This is a genomic window from Leclercia barmai (assembly GCF_049312895.1).
Classification (GTDB): domain Bacteria; phylum Pseudomonadota; class Gammaproteobacteria; order Enterobacterales; family Enterobacteriaceae; genus Enterobacter; species Enterobacter barmai.
Map to the genome: position 1 here is coordinate 54,991 of NZ_JBMNWZ010000007.1, position 14,619 is coordinate 69,609.

Here is a 14,619-nt window from a genome sequence, read left to right on the forward strand (position 1 = left end):
CTAATTTTTACGCAATCGTTAACCTGGTTTGCATTGCCCGGTCCGGGGCGTAAACTACTGCCGTTTTTATCTGGACGAGACGACGATGACCGATCTGTTTACCCACCCGGACCACACCCTTGATGCCCAGGGCCTGCGCTGCCCGGAACCCGTCATGATGGTGCGCAAAACCGTGCGCACGATGCAAACCGGCGAAACGCTGTTAATTATTGCCGACGATCCGGCTACCACCCGCGATATTCCCGGCTTCTGTACCTTTATGGAACATGAGCTGCTGGCGCAGGATACTGACGCCTTGCCTTACCGTTACCTGTTACGTAAAGGCTAGCTTTTGTAGGCCGGGTAAGGCGTAGCCGCCACCCGGCGTGCCCGGCGGCGCTACGCTTGCACGGGCCTACGATTGCCATTTCGTTTGACCTCCATCACCAAAATAAACCACCATTTCATTTTTTAGCGCTTTTTGTGAAGTGCTTCACCCACGTTTTCCAGGCAGTAGGCTAGTTTTGAAGCGTTAATAATTAAAACAACGTTCCGATACTCACCCTCACTACCCTGGAGTTGACTCAATGAAAACGACCCTCAAGCCGTTGCTGGCTGCTCTGTGCCTGTCAGCTTTTGCTGCCTCCGTCTCTGCGCAAACCATTAAAGCCGCTGATGTGCATCCCGAAGGCTACCCCAACGTGGTGGCGGTACAGCATATGGGTGAAAAACTCAAACAACAAACCGACGGCAAGCTGGATATCAAAGTCTTCCCGGGCGGCGTGCTGGGTGATGAGAAGCAGATGATCGAGCAGGCGCAGATGGGCGCCATCGACATGATCCGCGTCTCTATGGCGCCGGTTGCGGCGATTCTGCCGGATATCGAAGTCTTTACCCTGCCCTACGTTTTCCGCGATGAAGACCATATGCACAAAGTGATCGACGGCGATATCGGCAAATCCATCGGCGAGAAGCTCACGAATAACCCGAAATCCCGTCTCGTCTTCCTCGGCTGGATGGACTCCGGCACCCGTAACCTGATCACCAAGAACCCGGTGGTGAAACCTGAAGATCTGAAAGGGATGAAGATCCGCGTTCAGGGTAGCCCGGTGGCGCTGGCCACGCTGAAAGATATGGGCGCCAACTCGGTCGCGATGGGGGTCAGTGAAGTGTACAGCGGCATGCAGACCGGCGTTATCGACGGCGCAGAGAATAACCCACCGACCTTTATCGCCCACAACTACATGCCGGTTGCCAAAAACTACACCCTCAGCGGCCACTTTATCACCCCGGAAATGCTGCTCTACTCCAAAGTGAAGTGGGACAAGCTGAGCGCCGACGAGCAGGAGAAGATTAAGACTCTGGCCCGTGAAGCCCAGATGGAGCAACGCAAACTGTGGCAGGAATACAACGCCCAGGCGCTGGAAAAAATGAAGGCCGGCGGCGTGCAGTTCCATGACATCGACAAGGCCGTCTTTATCAAAGCGACAGAGCCGGTGCGCGCCCAGTATGGCGAGAAGCATCAGGATCTGATGAAAGCGATCGCTGACGTTCAGTAAGCCGGAGTCTCTATGTCCGAACTTTATCTAAAGTGGATGGACCGTCTCTACCTGCTGGCGATGGGCATAGCCGGGCTGTCGCTGCTGGTGATGACTATCGTTATCCCGATTGGCATCTTTTCGCGCTACGTACTCAACCGCGGTGAGTCGTGGCCGGAGCCGATTGCCATTATCTGCATGGTGACGTTCACCTTTATCGGCGCGGCGGTGAGCTACCGCGCCGGCTCGCATATTGCGGTGAATATGCTCACTGACAGATTACCGGCTTCACTGAAAACGCTCTGCGCGCGCACGGTCGATCTGCTGATGCTGGCGATCTCGGGGATCATGTTCTGGTACAGCTACCTGCTGTGCATTGAACTCTGGGAGCAGCCGGTGGCGGAGTTCCCGATCCTGACCTCCGGCGAAAGCTATCTGCCGCTGCCGATCGGATCGGCAGTGTTAATCCTGTTTGTGCTTGAGCGCCTGATGTTTGGCTCTCAGGAACATCGCCCGGTCGTGCTGATCGGCAACCACAGTTAAGGGGTGAACAATGGATGCATTTGTTTTGTTATTCACCCTCGCCATTCTGCTGGCGCTGGGGATGCCGGTGGCCTTTGCCGTCGGCTTAAGCGCCGTGGCCGGGGCGCTGTGGATTGACCTGCCGCTGGAAGCGCTGATGATCCAGATAACCAGCGGGGTGAATAAGTTCACCCTGCTGGCGATCCCGTTCTTTATCCTCGCCGGGGCGATCATGGCGGAAGGGGGCATTGCCCGCCGTCTGGTGAACTTTGCCTATATCTTCGTCGGCTTTATTCGCGGCGGGCTGTCGCTGGTGAATATCGTCGCCTCCACCTTCTTCGGCGCGATTTCCGGCTCCTCGGTGGCGGATACCGCCTCCATCGGGACAGTGATGATCCCGGAGATGGAGAAGAAGGGCTATCCGCGCGAATACGCGGCGGCGGTGACCGCCAGCGGTTCGGTGCAGGCGATTTTGATCCCGCCCAGCCACAACTCGGTGATTTACTCGCTGGCGGCCGGAGGCACCGTCTCCATCGCCACGCTGTTTATCGCGGGCGTGCTGCCGGGGCTGATCCTCGGGTTAAGCCTGATGGTGCTGTGCCTGGGCTTTGCGCGCAAACGGGGTTATCCAAAAGGCGAAAGGGTGCCTTTTAAACAGGCGCTGAAGATCTTCTTCGATGCCCTGTGGGGGCTGATGACGGTGGTGATTATCCTTGGCGGTATCTTGTCGGGGATCTTTACCGCCACGGAATCTGCGGCGGTCGCCTGTCTGTGGGCGTTCTTTGTCACCATGTTTATCTATCGCGACTACAAGTGGAACGAACTGCCGAAGCTGATGTGCCGCACGGTGAAGACGGTAACCATCGTGATGATCCTGATCGGCTTCGCGGCGGCGTTTGGCGCGGTGATGACCTACATGCAGCTGCCGATGCGGATCACCGAGTTCTTTACCTCGCTCTCAGATAACAAGTACGTGATCCTGATGTACCTCAACATCATGCTGCTGTTGATTGGCACCCTGATGGACATGGCGCCGATCATCCTGATCCTGACCCCTGTCCTGCTGCCGGTGACCAATTCGCTGGGCATCGATCCGGTGCATTTCGGCATGATCATGATGGTAAACCTTGGGATCGGCCTGATTACCCCGCCGGTAGGATCGGTGCTGTTTGTTGCCAGTGCGGTGAGCAAGCAGAAGATTGAAGCGGTGGTGCGGGAGATGCTGCCATTCTACGGCATGTTGCTGGTAGTGCTGGGGATGGTGACCTACATTCCGGCGATATCGTTGTGGTTGCCGAGGATGTTGGGTATGCAGTAGTAAAAATGCCGGGCGGCGCTGCGCTTGCCCGGCCTACGGTTCGAGGACGTTGTAGTTGTAGGCCCGGTAAGGCGTAGCCGCCACCGGGCGTTTTCTTACCGACCACGCAACAACCGCAACGCGTTCGCCGTCACTAACACCGTCGCCCCGGTATCCGCCAGCACCGCCAGCCACAATCCCGTTATTCCCAGTAGCGTGGTCACCAGGAAAATCCCCTTTAACCCCAGCGCGATAGCGATGTTCTGCCGGATATTGGCCCGGGTGGCGCGGGCAAGAGCAATCATCTGCGCCAGCCCGGTCAGGCGGTTGTGGGTGAGCGCCGCATCGGCGGTCTCCAGCGCCACGTCGGTGCCGCTGCCCATCGCGATCCCAATCGTAGCCGCCTTCATCGCCGGGGCGTCGTTGATCCCGTCCCCGACCATCGCCAGCGGCGCTTGCGCATTCAGCGCCGTCACCGCCTGCACTTTATCGGCGGGCAGCAGGCCAGCGCGGAAGTCCAGCCCCAGCTCCCCGGCAATGGCGGCGGCCGCGCGCGGGTTATCCCCGGTCAAAATCACCCCGTTGACCCCAAGCTGGTGCAGGGCCTGAACCGCCTCCTTCGCATCCTCACGCAAAGTGTCGCGCAGGGTAATCAGCCCTTTTGCCACGCCATCCTGCACGAGCATGACCACAGTTTGTCCGGCCTGCTCAAGAGACGCGATTTGCGCCGTCAACGGCGGGGCAGGGAATTTATCCGCCGCACAAATCAGGATCGTGCTGTCCGCTACCCTGGCCTCGATGCCCGAACCCATCAGCGCGCGCTGGGCACTCGCTGCCGCAATCGTCAGATTCCGGGCCTTTGCTTCACGGACAATCGCCTGCGCCAGCGGGTGGGTGGAACCTTGCTCCACCGCCGCTGCCAGCGCCAGCAGATCGTTTTCGCTGATGTCGAGAGGATAAACGCCCGTCACCTGCGGCTTGCCGACCGTCAGAGTGCCGGTTTTATCGAAGGCCACCTGCTGCACCTGCGCCAGCTGCTCCAGCGCGGCGCCGCCCTTAATCAACGCGCCACGTCGCGCCGCCGCCGCCAGCCCGGAGGTGATGGCCGCCGGGGTGGAGATCACCAGCGCGCACGGACAGCCAATCAGCAGCAGGGTCAGCCCCTTATAGATCCAGCCCTCCCACGGGGCGCTGAAGAGTAGCGGCGGCATCACGGCCACCAGCAGGGCAACCAGCATAATCACCGGGGTATAGATGCGGCTGAAACGGTCGATGAAACGCTCCACCGGGGCGCGGCGCTCTTCGGCCTCTTCGATCAGCTTCAGGATGCGGTCGATGGCGCTGTCACCGGGTTCGGACAATACCCTCAGCTCGACCAGCCGATCGACGCTGGTGGCGCCTGCCGGGACTTTTTCCCCGGCGGTGCGATCCACCGGGATGGATTCGCCGGTCAGCGCGCTTTCGTCAAAGCTGGCCGCGGCGGTAAGCAGCGTTCCGTCAGCGGGCAGACGGCCCCCGGCGGCGACTTCGATCACATCCCCCGGACGCAGCGCGGCAATGGGCACGGTTTTGCGCTCGCCGTTAATCACCTGGGTGGCGGTCTCGGGCTTCAGCGCCATCAGCGCGCTCACCCCTTTACGCGCCCGGCTCGCTGCCCAGCCTTCGAGCCGCTCGCCAATCAGAAACAGCAGCAGCACCATCGCCGCTTCCGCCGTGGCGCCGATAAACAGCGCTCCGATGGCGGCCACGCTCATCAGCGTTTCGATGGCGAACCAGCTGCCGCTTTTCATCAGGCGCAGCGCCTGACGGGCCACCGGCCATAGCCCGACGAGGGTGGTGGCGATAAAGGCAAGGTTGCCGAGCGGGTGGTTGAACTGCGTAAGGCTCCAGCTCAGCGCCATCAGCACGATCAGCGTGATGAGCGGCAGGTTATCGCGCAGCAGAGAGGTTTTTTCAGCCGGGGCGTTTTCGTTGCGCAGGGTGTAGCCCGCTTTCACCACCGCGGCCTCGACCTGGGCGCTGACGTTGCTTGCCGCATCAACCAGCAGTTTTTCCGTGGCAAACAGCACCTGAACATGATTCACGCCCGGCACCTGGCGAACGGCGGTTTCCACTTTGCGGGCGCAGGCGGCGCAGTCCATGCCGTTGACCACCCAGCTGTAACGCTGGCCTTCTACGGGCGGCACGGTTTCGGCCTGCGGCGCGGCGTGATCCACGGCGCAACAGGCGTCTTTAGCGGGAAGGGGGGCAAGTTTAAGCGCCGAGAACTGCGGCACTTTTTTCGGTGTTTCTGGAGTCGACATGGCACTCTCCGGCAATGATAATTTTCTCATTAACCGCAGTATGCACTCTGGAGTCGACTCCAGAGTCAAGCGTTAAATATAGAGCGAACGCACAATCAGGAAGTGCCCGGCAAAGTAGCACGCGGCGGCAATGGCGTTATCGGCGCGGAAACGGCGACGATAGTGGCTACCCAGCCAGACGATATTGCCCAGCAGCAGGAGCGTAGCGCCGATAAAGGCCGACAGCGCCGGAGCCGTTGGACGGAAGAACCACAGCTCGCCCGCCAGCCACACCATCACCAGGGTCATGGCGATAAAAGTACACACCGCCCAGCGCAGCTCTTCCAGACGCGACCAGATCACCGCGATCAGCAGCGCGCCAATCACCAGCAGCGCCAGCGGCAGCGGCCAGAAGAAGGAGAGCGTCATCTGGCTGGCAAAGTAGATGGTGTAGAGCAGGTGGGATAAGAAGAAGGCCCCCACGGCATACAGCAGACGCTGGCGCGGCAGCAGGGTCAGAGCATCGCCTGCCAGCGACGCGCAGAGCCCGGCGAGAACCAGGTAGCTGATCGCGTTAAACATCGGTGCCTGCCAGGCCAGCAGCAGCAGGAGCAACAGGGTGACGGGTTTAAAAAGCCAGCGCTGCCAGGCAGGGCCGCGGTAGGACGCATCGACATACAGCCATGCGGAGAAACAGACAGCGATAAATGACCAAAGCATATTAAGTCCCTGTATCTGTTATTGTTGAATAAACAGTTTCACTTCAGTGTAGTGGTGCAGACGGGCCAATAGCAATGCCTGACGCGGCACGCTATTCTGATTTCAGCCTGGTCTTATAGGATGGTCTAATGAGCAAGATACCGCTCTTTTTTATTATCGTGCTGGCGATTATCGTCGTTGCAGCGTCATTTCGCTTTGTGCAGCAGCGCCGGGAAAAGGCCGATAACGACGCCGCGCCGCTGCTGCAAAAGCGGGTGGTGGTGAGCAATAAACGGGAAAAAGCCCTCAACGACAGGCGCTCGCGCCAGCAGCAGGTGACGCCTGCCGGCACCACCATGCGCTATGAAGCGAGCTTTAAGCCGGAAAGCGGCGGCCTGGAGATGACCTTTCGCCTCGACGAGAAGCAGTACCATCAGCTGACGGTTGGGGATAAAGGGGTGCTGAGCTACAAGGGATCGCGGTTTGAGGGGTTTGATCCGGTGCCGTGATGTCCCCTCACCCTAACCCTCTCCCCAAAGGGGAGAGGGGATCGCCCGGATCCGTGTTTTCTCCCTCGCCCCTTTGGGGAGAGGGCCGGGGTGAGGGGCAAAAATTACTTCTTCGCCTGCGCCTTAAACTTATTCATCCACACCAGCAGCTCAAACACGCCAAAAACAAAGACCCGGAACTGCTGCCAGCCGGTCATTTTTGGGCCATCTTTCGGCATCCCGTTTTTCAGCATCACCATCTGCAGGGCGTGCATGAATGAGGTAAAAATCAGCGCCACGTTGACGAAAATGTTCATTGGGCGCGGGAACGGGTGGACGAGGTTGAGCAGTAAAAATGCCCAGACCCCAATCATCAGCAAACGACCCAGATTAATCAGTACCGGCATCAGTCTCTCCTTGTGATTGTCGGTGATAAAGACGATAGGCGACCTGCCCGGCCACTTTTTCCCGGTGCAGATCCCAGTGGGCAGGCACCGGCGGTAAACCGTTTTCTACCTCGCTCTCGACGTAGATTAGCGCATCATTAGCCAGCCAGCCGTTGTTTTCCAGCAGCGTTAACGTCTCTTCCAGCAGCCCTTTACGAAACGGCGGATCGACAAACACTACATCGTGCGGCGTGCCCGCCTGGGCCAGAAACGCGAGGGAGTTAGTGTTAACGACGCGGGCGTGCGCCGCTTTTAACGTAACGAGATTTTGCTGTAACTGCTGGGCGACGCTGCGATCCATCTCCAGCAGCGTGGCGCTGGCGGCGTAGCGCGACAGGGCTTCGATGCCGAGCGCGCCGCTTCCGGCGAAGCAGTCCAGGCAGCGGGCATCTACCATTGAAGGGGCCAGCCAGTTAAACAGCGTCTCGCGGACGCGGTCGGTGGTCGGGCGCAGGCCGGGGCTGTCCGGTACGGGAAGTTTACGGCCTCGCCACTGGCCGCCGATAATGCGGATCTGGCCAGCGGCGGCACGGTTGGGTTTCTTCATATTGTTGCTCAGGTCACTCGTACGGCCTGCGCTTGCAGGCGGTGATGTGCGTTAAGTTAAGTGATAAACTATTTCATCATTTTTTTAGCTTCCATGTATATAGCGCCAGTAATTAACCGCGAGGGGTGTAGTCGCAGATGGCAAAAGAGAAAAAACGTGGCTTCTTTTCCTGGCTGGGATTTGGTCAAAAAGAGCAGGAAACCGAGCAGCAGAACGAAGAACAACAGGTCGCAGAACAGCCGGCGGTTGTTGAGCAGCCGCAGCCTGAAACCCCTGTTGAAACCGTCGCTGACGTAGAAGCAGAAGAACACGCCCACAGCCAGCAAGAGACTGAAGCCTTTGCTGAAGAGGTGGTTGAGGTTACTGAGCAGGTTCAGGAGAGCGAAAAACCGCAGCCGGTCGAGCCGGAGCCTGTCGCCGTAGAACCAGAACCTGTCGCCATTGTGCCGGAACCGGTTGTCGAGCCCGAGCATGAAGCCGAGCCGGTGCAGGCGGTTGAGCATGAAGAGCTGCCGCTGCCGGAAGAGATCGCCGAACAGATTGAAGAAGTCATTCCGGAAGAGTATCTGCCAGAGTCTGAAGAAGAGGCAATCAGCGACGAAGAGCTGGAAGCTCAGGCGCTGGCGGCCGAGGCGGCAGAAGAGGCGGTGATCGTTGTTCCGGTCGCTGAAGAAGACGAGCCGGTCGAAGAGATCGCTCAGGAGCAGGAAAAACCGACTAAAGAGGGGTTCTTCGCCCGCCTGAAACGCAGCCTGATCAAGACCAAAGAGAACCTCGGTTCCGGATTTATCAGCCTGTTCCGCGGCAAGAAAATCGACGATGATCTCTTTGAAGAGCTGGAAGAACAGCTCCTGATTGCCGACGTTGGCGTGGAAACCACCCGCAAAATCATCAGCAGCCTGACCGAGAGCGCCAGCCGTAAGCAGCTGCGTGACGCCGAAGCGCTGTACGGCCTGCTGAAAGAAGAGATGGGCGAAATCCTCGCAAAAGTTGACGAACCGCTTAATATTGAAGGCAAAATGCCTTTTGTTATTCTGATGGTCGGCGTTAACGGCGTGGGTAAAACCACCACCATCGGCAAGCTGGCGCGTCAGTTTGAGCAGCAGGGCAAATCGGTGATGCTGGCTGCGGGGGATACCTTCCGTGCCGCCGCCGTTGAGCAGCTGCAGGTGTGGGGCCAGCGCAACAATATTCCGGTGATTGCCCAGCACACTGGCGCAGACTCCGCATCGGTAATTTTCGATGCCATTCAGGCGGCGAAAGCGCGTAATGTGGATGTCCTGATTGCCGATACCGCAGGGCGTTTGCAGAATAAATCGCACCTGATGGAAGAACTGAAGAAGATCGTCCGCGTCATGAAGAAGCTGGACGAAGATGCACCGCATGAAATTATGCTGACTATTGATGCCAGCACCGGGCAGAACGCCATCAGCCAGGCGAAGCTGTTCCATGAAGCGGTAGGGCTGACCGGGATCACGCTGACCAAGCTGGATGGCACAGCGAAAGGCGGGGTGATCTTCTCGGTGGCGGACCAGTTTGGTATTCCTATCCGTTACATCGGCGTTGGCGAACGTATCGAGGATTTACGTCCGTTTAAATCGGGCGACTTTATTGAGGCACTTTTTGCCCGAGAGGATTAACAATGATTCGCTTTGAACACGTCAGCAAGGCCTATCTCGGTGGGAGACAAGCGTTGCAGGGGGTTAATTTCCACCTGCAGCCGGGCGAGATGGCATTTCTGACCGGCCACTCCGGCGCGGGGAAAAGTACCCTGCTCAAGCTTATCTGCGGGATCGAACGGCCCAGCGCCGGGAAAATCTGGTTCAGCGGCCATGACATCAGCCGCCTGAAAAACCGCGAAGTGCCGTTCCTGCGTCGGCAGATCGGCATGATTTTCCAGGATCACCATCTGCTGATGGACCGCACGGTATTCGACAACGTGGCGATCCCGCTGATTATCGCGGGCGCAAGCGGGGATGATATTCGTCGTCGCGTGTCGGCGGCGCTGGATAAGGTCGGGCTGCTGGACAAAGCGAAGAACTTCCCTATCCAGCTCTCCGGCGGTGAACAGCAGCGCGTCGGCATTGCCCGCGCGGTGGTGAACAAACCGGCGGTACTGCTGGCGGATGAACCGACCGGTAACCTGGACGACGCCCTTTCCGAAGGGATCCTGCGTCTGTTTGAGGAGTTTAACCGCGTGGGAGTGACAGTACTGATGGCGACGCACGACATGGGGCTTATCTCCCGCCGTTCGTACCGCATGCTGACGCTCAGCGACGGGCATTTGCACGGAGGCCTTGGTGAATAAGCGTGACGCAATGAACCAGATGCGGCAGTTTGGCAGCAAACTCGACCGTTTTCGCAAATCGGCAGGCGGCCCGGGTGACGGCAACCGCAACGTGCCGAAGCGCAGCAAATCCTCGCCAAAACCCAACTCGCGCAAGACGAACGTCTTTAACGAGCAGGTGCGTTACGCCTTCCAGGGCGCGCTGCAGGATCTGAAAAGCAAACCCTTCGCCACCTTCCTGACGGTGATGGTTATCGCCATCTCCCTGACCCTGCCCAGCGTCTGCTACATGGTCTACAAAAACGTCAATGAGGCGGCATCGCAGTACTATCCTTCCCCGCAGATCACCGTCTATCTCGATAAATCCCTCGACGATAACGCCGCTGCGCAGGTGGTGGGGCAGCTGCAGGCCGAGCAGGGCGTCGAGAAGGTGAACTACCTGTCGCGGGAAGACGCCCTGGGTGAGTTCCGTAACTGGTCCGGGTTTGGCGGCGCGCTGGATATGCTGGAAGAGAACCCTCTCCCTGCGGTGGCGGTGGTGATCCCGAAACTGGATTTCCAGGGCACCGAGTCGCTGAATACTCTGCGCGATCGCGTTTCCCGTATTCATGGTATTGATGAAGTGCGGATGGACGACAGCTGGTTCGCCCGCCTGACAGCGCTGACCGGTCTGGTCGGGCGCGTGGCGGCGATGATTGGCGTGCTGATGGTGGCGGCGGTGTTCCTGGTGATCGGTAACAGCGTGCGTCTGAGCATCTTCGCCCGTCGCGATACCATTAACGTGCAGAAGCTGATTGGCGCCACCGATGGTTTCATCCTGCGTCCGTTCCTTTATGGCGGCGCACTGCTCGGTTTTGCCGGCGCATTTCTTTCACTGATTTTGTCAGAAATTTTGGTGATGCGTCTTTCCGCTGCGGTGACCGATGTAGCGCAGGTTTTCGGAACTAAGTTTAATATCAGTGGCTTATCCTTCGATGAGTGCCTGTTACTGCTGCTGGTTTGCTCGATGATTGGCTGGATAGCCGCCTGGTTAGCAACTGTGCAACATTTACGTCACTTTACCCCTGACTAAAAAATCTCTGGTATAATCTTTCCCTGCATTGAGAATCACCGTGCAGGGAAAGAGTCCCCCTGTTGTCTCTGACCCGCATTATCATCCCCGTGTCACATTTTGTGCGTAATTTATTCACAGTTACATACGGAACTTGTGGATAAAATCACTGTCTGATAAAAGAGTGAATGATATTCTCGTTGCTCATTAATTCTGGCATGTTCGTTGCCTGATGGGGACAAACCGCCGCCAGAAAGAATAGATTGAGAGGAATGAATGACCAAAGAAATGCAAACTTTAGCTTTAGCCCCTGTTGGTAACCTGGAATCTTACATCCGGGCCGCTAACACCTGGCCGATGTTGACGGCTGAGGAAGAAAAGGAGCTTGCTGAAAAGCTGCATTACCAGGGCGATCTGGAAGCAGCTAAGACGCTGATCCTGTCTCACCTGCGCTTTGTTGTTCACGTTGCTCGTAACTATGCGGGCTACGGCCTGCCGCAGGCAGACCTGATCCAGGAAGGTAACATCGGCCTGATGAAGGCGGTGCGTCGCTTTAACCCGGAAGTGGGTGTGCGTCTGGTCTCCTTTGCCGTGCACTGGATCAAAGCGGAAATTCACGAATACGTGCTGCGTAACTGGCGTATCGTGAAGGTCGCGACCACCAAAGCACAGCGTAAACTGTTCTTTAACCTGCGTAAAACCAAGCAGCGTCTGGGCTGGTTCAACCAGGATGAAGTTGAAATGGTTGCCCGCGAGCTGGGCGTTTCCAGCAAAGACGTGCGTGAAATGGAATCGCGGATGGCCGCGCAGGACATGACCTTTGATATGTCCTCCGACGACGATGCCTCCGACAGCCAGCCGATGGCCCCGGTCCTGTATCTGCAGGATAAATCGTCCAACTTTGCTGACGGCATTGAAGACGACAATTGGGAAGAGCAGGCCGCTAACAAGCTGACCTATGCAATGGAAGGCCTCGACGAGCGTAGTCAGGATATTATCCGTGCCCGCTGGCTGGACGAAGACAACAAGTCCACCCTGCAGGAGCTGGCCGACCGCTACGGCGTCTCCGCTGAACGTGTACGTCAGCTGGAAAAGAACGCCATGAAAAAACTTCGCGCCGCTATCGAAGCCTAATCCTCGCGAAGTGCCCCGATAACCCTCGAATGCAAATTCGGGGGTTTTGTTTTTTTAGCCCCTCTCCTGGCGAATTCTCCCTCCTTCGCAAACACTTATCGCAGCGTTGTGTGCTGACTCGTTAAAGCCTCGCTTACCTTATATACATTTCAAAATAGCTATTCCAAATAGATAAAAATGGGGTATGTTTTAGCAGAGTATGCTGAAAAGGCGCGCACGGCAGACACATAATCGAAATAAAGCGCCATAAAACAACATCACAACAAACACAATAACCATCACAATGGGGATTCTCAGGATGAATATGAAGGGTAAAGCCTTACTGGCAGGATGTATCGCGCTGGCATTCAGCACTATGGCTCAGGCGGATATCAAAGTGGCCGTGGTTGGCGCCATGTCCGGTCCGGTAGCGCAGTACGGCGACCAGGAATTTACAGGTGCAGAGCAGGCGGTTGCCGACATTAATGCCAAGGGCGGTATCAAAGGCGAAAAGCTGCAGATCGTAAAATATGATGATGCCTGTGACCCGAAACAAGCGGTTGCGGTTGCCAACAAAGTGGTGAATGACGGCATCAAATACGTTATCGGCCACCTGTGCTCCTCTTCCACACAGCCAGCGTCTGACATCTACGAAGACGAAGGCATTCTGATGATCACCCCTGCCGCCACCGCGCCGGAGCTGACTTCCCGTGGCTATAAGATGGTGATGCGTACCACCGGTCTGGACTCCGACCAGGGCCCAACTGCGGCGAAATACATCGTCGATAAAGTGAAGCCGAAGCGTATCGCAATCGTTCATGACAAACAGCAGTACGGTGAAGGCCTGGCGCGTTCCGTGCAGGACAACCTGAAAAAATCTAACGCCAACGTGGTGTTCTTCGACGGTATCACCGCCGGTGAGAAAGACTTCTCTACCCTGGTGGCGCGCCTGAAGAAAGAGAACATCGATTTCGTTTACTACGGTGGCTACCACCCGGAGATGGGCCAGATCCTGCGTCAGTCTCGTGCGGCCGGTCTGAAAACCCAGTTCATGGGTCCGGAAGGCGTTGCGAACGTCTCCCTGTCTAACATCGCCGGTGAATCTGCTGAAGGTCTGCTGGTGACCAAGCCGAAGAACTACGACCAGGTTCCTGCGAACAAACCTATCGTAGATGCCATCAAGGCGAAGAAACAGGATCCAAGTGGTGCTTTCGTATGGACCACCTACGCTGCGCTGCAAACCCTGCAGGCGGGCCTGAATCAGTCAGCTGAACCGGCTGAAATCGCCACCTGGCTGAAAGCGAACTCCGTTGAAACCGTAATGGGGCCGCTGTCCTGGGATGAGAAGGGCGATCTGAAAGGCTTCGAGTTTGGTGTATTCGACTGGCATGCTAACGGTACAGCGACCGACGCCAAATAATTTTCCCGTCGCCTTTCGCGCCGCAGGTGCGTTGGCTGCGTTATTCAACCCCGGTCACTTACTTATGTAAGCTCCCGGGGATTTCATAACTTGCCGCCTTCCTGCAACACGAAATTCTTGGGAAAATGCTGCGGAGCATGTAGGCCGGGTAAGCGTAGCGCCACCCGGCTTTTTTAACGCTTCTCCCACCCGTTACTCTGCGCCGTGAACCCCAGCGCCTGCATAAAGGCCGCCATCACGCCCCTGTCTTCCACGCCGACGTCCGCCATCCACCACGAGGCCACGCTCGGGTTGTCGCGAATCACTTCCTCAATCAAATATTGCCCCACGCCGCGACGACGGGTGACTTCGCGCACGCGCAGGGAATCCAGCGCCCCTTGCGTCCCGCTCAGCGTTACCCGCACCGCGCCTAACAGCCGCTCGTTAAAGCGCGCAGCATAAATACGGTGGGTGTCGTCAACGTTGAGGGAGGAGGGGGAATATTCCGGCCAGATCTTGTTGAGGTCGATATGATCCTGGTCGCTAAAGTTCTCCAGACGGTGGATGGTCAGTTTCATTAGCCGCTTGTCCAAATCAAAAAGAGTGCAGGCAGTGTACTCAATTTATTCTGTCAGACGCTTCCACTTTTTAAACCCATTACCTAGCTGATTACTTTTTTAGCGTTGCGTTGCGTAGTTTTAAAACGCAGGGATCGAAAAATAAGCAGAATTTTAACCTAAAAGGCAGCGTTTTATTCGGCGCATTGTACCGTTATTTTATGCTGCAATTCGTACTTTTATTTGTTTATCTCTGCCTGATTTCAGAATATTATCTTTGCTTAATCGCCTGAAATATAGAGATTTTAGTCTGATTTTTGTGAAAAAACTGCGCTAAACCATTAAAGGCAATAGCAAAAGTTGCGTTGTTTATTAAAAGTACAGAATGCTTTTTAACCATAATAAAACAAAATA

At 56.9% G+C, this 14,619-nt stretch carries 15 protein-coding genes; 10 read left to right on the forward strand and 5 right to left on the reverse strand.

Features of this window, described 5'->3' with window-relative positions; all coding sequences use genetic code 11:
* Window positions 1-85: 85 nt before the first annotated feature.
* The 4 genes from tusA to ACOYA6_RS20600 all read left to right on the forward strand — a co-directional run bounded on the left by tusA (window position 86) and on the right by ACOYA6_RS20600 (window position 3,357).
* Window positions 86-328 (forward strand): sulfurtransferase TusA, encoded by a 243-nt coding sequence (tusA, locus tag ACOYA6_RS20585; protein ID WP_422655306.1) that lies wholly within the window; start codon window positions 86-88, stop codon window positions 326-328.
* Between the two features lie 238 nt (window positions 329-566).
* Window positions 567-1,538, forward strand: coding sequence for a TRAP transporter substrate-binding protein (locus ACOYA6_RS20590; protein ID WP_039032497.1), 972 nt, complete (start codon window positions 567-569; stop codon window positions 1,536-1,538).
* A gap of 12 nt (window positions 1,539-1,550) precedes the next feature.
* A complete protein-coding gene (locus ACOYA6_RS20595; RefSeq protein ID WP_039032498.1) occupies window positions 1,551-2,060 on the forward strand; it encodes a TRAP transporter small permease in 510 nt (169 codons plus the stop codon).
* A 10-nt stretch (window positions 2,061-2,070) separates the two neighbouring features.
* Window positions 2,071-3,357, forward strand: coding sequence for a TRAP transporter large permease (locus ACOYA6_RS20600; protein ID WP_032614956.1), 1,287 nt, complete (start codon window positions 2,071-2,073; stop codon window positions 3,355-3,357).
* 95 nt (window positions 3,358-3,452) lie between these two features.
* On the opposite strand, the gene zntA is transcribed toward ACOYA6_RS20600, so the two are convergent.
* Both zntA and ACOYA6_RS20610 read right to left on the reverse strand, forming a co-directional pair.
* Window positions 3,453-5,639, reverse strand: coding sequence for a Zn(II)/Cd(II)/Pb(II) translocating P-type ATPase ZntA (gene zntA, locus ACOYA6_RS20605; RefSeq protein WP_422655307.1), 2,187 nt, complete (start codon window positions 5,637-5,639; stop codon window positions 3,453-3,455).
* A 72-nt stretch (window positions 5,640-5,711) separates the two neighbouring features.
* Complete coding sequence (locus tag ACOYA6_RS20610) at window positions 5,712-6,338, reverse strand: lysoplasmalogenase (RefSeq protein WP_039032500.1); 627 nt, start codon at window positions 6,336-6,338, stop codon at window positions 5,712-5,714.
* A 128-nt stretch (window positions 6,339-6,466) separates the two neighbouring features.
* Between ACOYA6_RS20610 and ACOYA6_RS20615 the strand changes: the two genes are divergently transcribed.
* Window positions 6,467-6,826 (forward strand): DUF2500 domain-containing protein, encoded by a 360-nt coding sequence (locus ACOYA6_RS20615; RefSeq protein ID WP_422655308.1) that lies wholly within the window; start codon window positions 6,467-6,469, stop codon window positions 6,824-6,826.
* A 104-nt stretch (window positions 6,827-6,930) separates the two neighbouring features.
* Here ACOYA6_RS20615 and ACOYA6_RS20620 read toward each other — a convergent pair whose 3' ends face one another.
* Window positions 6,931-7,212, reverse strand: coding sequence for a DUF1145 family protein (locus ACOYA6_RS20620; RefSeq protein ID WP_039032502.1), 282 nt, complete (start codon window positions 7,210-7,212; stop codon window positions 6,931-6,933).
* Window positions 7,196-7,798: a 16S rRNA (guanine(966)-N(2))-methyltransferase gene (gene rsmD / locus ACOYA6_RS20625; RefSeq protein ID WP_138370734.1), complete on the reverse strand. Its 603-nt coding sequence runs from the start codon at window positions 7,796-7,798 to the stop codon at window positions 7,196-7,198. The genes ACOYA6_RS20620 and rsmD overlap by 17 nt, the downstream gene beginning before the upstream one ends.
* Before the next feature lie 137 nt (window positions 7,799-7,935).
* On the opposite strand from rsmD, the gene ftsY reads away from it, so the two are divergent.
* From ftsY to ACOYA6_RS20650, 5 genes are all read left to right on the forward strand, one after another.
* Window positions 7,936-9,438, forward strand: coding sequence for a signal recognition particle-docking protein FtsY (gene ftsY, locus ACOYA6_RS20630; RefSeq protein ID WP_422655309.1), 1,503 nt, complete (start codon window positions 7,936-7,938; stop codon window positions 9,436-9,438).
* 2 nt (window positions 9,439-9,440) lie between these two features.
* Window positions 9,441-10,106 (forward strand): cell division ATP-binding protein FtsE, encoded by a 666-nt coding sequence (gene ftsE, locus ACOYA6_RS20635; RefSeq protein ID WP_039032505.1) that lies wholly within the window; start codon window positions 9,441-9,443, stop codon window positions 10,104-10,106.
* Window positions 10,099-11,157, forward strand: coding sequence for a permease-like cell division protein FtsX (ftsX, locus tag ACOYA6_RS20640; protein ID WP_039032506.1), 1,059 nt, complete (start codon window positions 10,099-10,101; stop codon window positions 11,155-11,157). Before ftsE ends, ftsX begins: the two co-directional genes overlap by 8 nt.
* A gap of 255 nt (window positions 11,158-11,412) precedes the next feature.
* Window positions 11,413-12,270 carry an RNA polymerase sigma factor RpoH gene (gene rpoH, locus ACOYA6_RS20645; protein WP_032614938.1) on the forward strand — a complete coding sequence of 286 codons (858 nt, stop codon included), beginning with the start codon at window positions 11,413-11,415 and terminating at the stop codon, window positions 12,268-12,270.
* A 298-nt stretch (window positions 12,271-12,568) separates the two neighbouring features.
* Window positions 12,569-13,669, forward strand: a complete 1,101-nt coding sequence (locus ACOYA6_RS20650; protein ID WP_082019626.1) for a branched-chain amino acid ABC transporter substrate-binding protein — start codon at window positions 12,569-12,571, stop codon at window positions 13,667-13,669.
* A 173-nt stretch (window positions 13,670-13,842) separates the two neighbouring features.
* Here ACOYA6_RS20650 and panM read toward each other — a convergent pair whose 3' ends face one another.
* Complete coding sequence (panM, locus tag ACOYA6_RS20655) at window positions 13,843-14,226, reverse strand: aspartate 1-decarboxylase autocleavage activator PanM (protein WP_039032508.1); 384 nt, start codon at window positions 14,224-14,226, stop codon at window positions 13,843-13,845.
* Between the last annotated feature and the right edge of the window lie 393 nt (window positions 14,227-14,619).

Excerpts from the sequence above, each read along its gene's own strand:
- zntA (WP_422655307.1), bottom strand. The coding sequence starts at position 5,639 with ATGTCGACTCCAGAAACACCGAAAAAAGTGCCGCAGTTCTCGGCGCTT.
- tusA (WP_422655306.1), top strand. The coding sequence starts at position 86 with ATGACCGATCTGTTTACCCACCCGGACCACACCCTTGATGCCCAGGGC.
- ACOYA6_RS20650 (WP_082019626.1), top strand. The coding sequence starts at position 12,569 with ATGAATATGAAGGGTAAAGCCTTACTGGCAGGATGTATCGCGCTGGCA.
- ACOYA6_RS20590 (WP_039032497.1), top strand. The coding sequence starts at position 567 with ATGAAAACGACCCTCAAGCCGTTGCTGGCTGCTCTGTGCCTGTCAGCT.
- panM (WP_039032508.1), bottom strand. The coding sequence starts at position 14,226 with ATGAAACTGACCATCCACCGTCTGGAGAACTTTAGCGACCAGGATCAT.
- rpoH (WP_032614938.1), top strand. The coding sequence starts at position 11,413 with ATGACCAAAGAAATGCAAACTTTAGCTTTAGCCCCTGTTGGTAACCTG.
- ACOYA6_RS20595 (WP_039032498.1), top strand. The coding sequence starts at position 1,551 with ATGTCCGAACTTTATCTAAAGTGGATGGACCGTCTCTACCTGCTGGCG.
- ftsE (WP_039032505.1), top strand. The coding sequence starts at position 9,441 with ATGATTCGCTTTGAACACGTCAGCAAGGCCTATCTCGGTGGGAGACAA.
- ACOYA6_RS20600 (WP_032614956.1), top strand. The coding sequence starts at position 2,071 with ATGGATGCATTTGTTTTGTTATTCACCCTCGCCATTCTGCTGGCGCTG.
- ACOYA6_RS20615 (WP_422655308.1), top strand. The coding sequence starts at position 6,467 with ATGAGCAAGATACCGCTCTTTTTTATTATCGTGCTGGCGATTATCGTC.
- ACOYA6_RS20620 (WP_039032502.1), bottom strand. The coding sequence starts at position 7,212 with ATGCCGGTACTGATTAATCTGGGTCGTTTGCTGATGATTGGGGTCTGG.
- ftsY (WP_422655309.1), top strand. The coding sequence starts at position 7,936 with ATGGCAAAAGAGAAAAAACGTGGCTTCTTTTCCTGGCTGGGATTTGGT.
- rsmD (WP_138370734.1), bottom strand. The coding sequence starts at position 7,798 with ATGAAGAAACCCAACCGTGCCGCCGCTGGCCAGATCCGCATTATCGGC.
- ACOYA6_RS20610 (WP_039032500.1), bottom strand. The coding sequence starts at position 6,338 with ATGCTTTGGTCATTTATCGCTGTCTGTTTCTCCGCATGGCTGTATGTC.